This window comes from Colwellia sp. E2M01, assembly GCF_018860585.1.
GTDB lineage: Bacteria > Pseudomonadota > Gammaproteobacteria > Enterobacterales > Alteromonadaceae > Colwellia.
In genome coordinates this window covers 1-3,030 of sequence record NZ_JAHKPR010000059.1, presented here as the reverse complement: position 1 = coordinate 3,030, position 3,030 = coordinate 1, and the positions used below count along the sequence as shown (strand labels likewise).

Here is a 3,030-nt window from a genome sequence, read left to right as displayed (position 1 = left end):
CCATACAAGTTGCTTAAACGGACAAAAAACAGCTGGCTTTTTGCTCGTTCCTCGCTAATTTTAGCCAGCTATTTTATTGCCGCTTAGCAAAGCGTTAGTTGTCCGCAATATTTAGGTAAATCTAATTATCGCGCTTTGTGCTCAACTTAATATTTTACGTGTGTTTCAATCTTTGGTTTGGCAATGGAAGTGCCTTTCAATTATCCCTTCCCTTTTGCTAAACCCAGTTTTCGCCTTACACGTTTAGGTTATCAAAGTAGCTTTAGTTTTTAAGGCTCAAAGTTTACGTTTTGGTGTGTATTGCGGCGGTGCTTTTAGTTCTTCCTACCATTTCTTAAACATGGTAAGTTTTTGTTAGTTTTGTGTGTTCAATAAACAACGCAACTAACAAGCAAATCAACAGGGACACGTAACAGTTGGCTACCGTTCGTTCCTCACTATTTTAGCCAACATTACTTAGCCCATTATTTGGGCGTTAGTGAGTCAATATGAAAACTGCTGGAAGCTCAAATATACCTCGTAAAGCTTTTGTTATCTTGTTTTTTCAACTGATTGCTTGGGGGTTTATCTTAATATCATTTTTTGATGATTATAGCGTGGGTTATGATGCGGCAGGAGCTGGTATGGCACGTGGGTTTGCTGTTTTTTTTGTTGATGTTCCTTGTATGTTTTTTATCTTTCTGAGCACTTTCTATTTTTTAAAAGACAACTTGCCAAAATGGTTTAGGTATATTTCCATATTTAACTACTTTGGCGTGTTTTTAGTCTTTGCGTCGATTAACTGGTAAAACTCACTAACAAGTCGTTAAAGCAGGACAAATAACAGTTGGCTTTTGCTCCTGCGTCGCTTATTTTAGCCAACATATTATTTGCCTCTTAACGAGGCGTTATGTTTACAAGGAGTTTACGTGTATCTATCTCGTACCGATTTAAAAGTTAAAGAAGGATTGTCAGTAGAAGAAGCTTCTGAGGTTTGGAGTAAATATTATTTTTATGGTTGGAATAATAGTTTAACATGGGTGGTTACAGCTTTAGCTCTATTTGCGATATACTTTTTCTCTTTACCTTCTTGGTCTGTAGCAACTTCTCTATTGTTAATTCATTCATTAGTAGCACTACCATTAGCTACCAAGGAAATGCGTAATTATCTTCAAACTAGAAAATCTGGTGAACGGTAAACATAACAAGCCAATCAAGCAGGACAAAAAACAGTTTGCTGTTTTCGTTCCTCAACATTTTAGCAAACTATTTTTTGCCTCTTATTGGGGCGTTAGTTGGCACAACTTGTTCAAGAATAATTTTGTGTAAATAGGAAAGTTATCTCGCATAAACTGCATTTGTTTCAGTTCTTTTATGTGGCTAATTTTTTCGTGAAAAAGTAGTTTAGTATTTTTTGCTAAACAGTTTTCGCCTAACTCGGTTTGTGAATTCAATTAGCAAAAGTGTTAAGGCTCAAATTCACGGTTGGTGGCAAGTTGTGCTGTGCTTTTTAGTTCTTACTTGTTCAATTAAATTTCAGTGTTGTTGGTGAGGTAAATGTGTTTAACTATCAACCAACTAACAAGGCAATCAAACGGACAAATTACAGTTGGCTGTCGTTCGTGCCTCACTATTTTAGCCAACTGCAATTAGCCGCTTATTGTGGCGTTAGGGCTATCGAACTTTTATCTCCGTGGATAATGTTGTAGAATATAATACATAAATACCTATAAGGAGTATGTGATGTTTGATTTACAAAAGTCGTTGAATGATCGATTAGCTACATTAAAAAACAAAAAGCTAACATCAAACCAATCAATAGATTTTCCATATGAATCTAAAGAGTCTATTGAAAAATCTCTAAAGCGGGCAGGTATACTGAATAAAAATGGAAAAATAATTAAAAGGGTCGCTGCTTAAGTGTATGTTTCTCCTGGAGTTGTAGTAGGATTTCATGGTTGCGATAGAGCCGTTTTTGATTCAGTAATCAAAAACGGCTCTTCTATTTCGAATAGTGAAAATGATTATGACTGGTTAGGTCATGGTGTTTATTTCTGGGAAGGGAGTTATGAAAGAGCCTTGAACTGGGCTAAACAAAGTAAGGGGGTTAAAAGCCCTGCAGTGATTGGTGCATTTATTAAACTAGGCAATTGTATTGATCTTCTAGACTCTGTTCACCTTAAAAAAGTGAAATCTACCTATGAAATTTACAAAATTGAGTGCGATAAATTAGGTGTGAACTTACCTAAAAATAGAGCCGTGGTCAACGATATTAGTTTTATAAGAGAACTTGATTGTCAAGTTATCCAAAGACTTCAACAATTCAATAATGAATTAATAGCTAAAGATTTACATTTGCCCAATATGGCAGGGCAAAATATAAGAAAAATTCAGAGCCATCCTGAATTTATTGACTCTGTTCGGGGAATGTTTCCTGAAGGTGACGAGCTATATAATGGTGCTGGATTTCGGGATAAAAATCATATTCAACTCTGTATAGTTAACCCTAATTGTATAATCGGTTTTTTTGACCCAATCCATAAAAATAGCTGGTATAAGTCTCTCTAGATACCTATAGCCCTAACAAGCCAATCAAGCAGGACAAAAAAACAGTTTGCTGTTTTCGTTCCTCAAACATTTTAGCAAACTATTTTTTGCCTCTTATTGGGGCGTTATAAAAAAGAGTTTTATTTACACTACATGGAGTTTAGAAAATGGTTATGAGTCTCTCGTTGTTACTACAATTTGCAGGTGTCTTTGCAGGTACTAGAGTTTTAAGTTTAAATGTAAATATTTTAGGAGTGATCCTATTAACTTTTATCCCTATTTTAGTAACAAATTTTGTTCCTGGCTTAACAGGGTTAATAATTGCAATTATCTCTTACGTCATAATTATCAAGAAGCTAGATAGCTCGGCTACTGGGTTTCAAATGATGGGTATATTAATAATTAGTATTGCCCTCCAAGCTTTTGTAATTAACCAAGTGTTAGTTCCAATGTTTAACTAATTTTTTATAACAAGTTGCTCAAACGGACAATGATCATCCCTCG

General features: G+C 35.1%; 5 protein-coding genes. All 5 read left to right on the top strand.

From position 1 onward, the window contains the following. Window positions 1-488: 488 nt before the first annotated feature. Entirely contained in the window at window positions 489-788 is a 300-nt protein-coding gene (locus KO502_RS11920; RefSeq protein WP_216022795.1) for a hypothetical protein, read from the top strand. Window positions 789-908: 120 nt separating this feature from the next. Further along, complete coding sequence (locus KO502_RS11915; RefSeq protein ID WP_216022794.1) at window positions 909-1,178, top strand: hypothetical protein; 270 nt, start codon at window positions 909-911, stop codon at window positions 1,176-1,178. 544 nt (window positions 1,179-1,722) lie between these two features. Continuing rightward, window positions 1,723-1,899 carry a hypothetical protein gene (locus KO502_RS11910; protein ID WP_216022793.1) on the top strand — a complete coding sequence of 59 codons (177 nt, stop codon included), beginning with the start codon at window positions 1,723-1,725 and terminating at the stop codon, window positions 1,897-1,899. Next, window positions 1,900-2,547 carry a hypothetical protein gene (locus KO502_RS11905; protein WP_216022792.1) on the top strand — a complete coding sequence of 216 codons (648 nt, stop codon included), beginning with the start codon at window positions 1,900-1,902 and terminating at the stop codon, window positions 2,545-2,547. Between the two features lie 146 nt (window positions 2,548-2,693). After that, window positions 2,694-2,987 (top strand): hypothetical protein, encoded by a 294-nt coding sequence (locus KO502_RS11900; protein WP_216022791.1) that lies wholly within the window; start codon window positions 2,694-2,696, stop codon window positions 2,985-2,987. The last annotated feature ends 43 nt before the right edge of the window (window positions 2,988-3,030 follow it).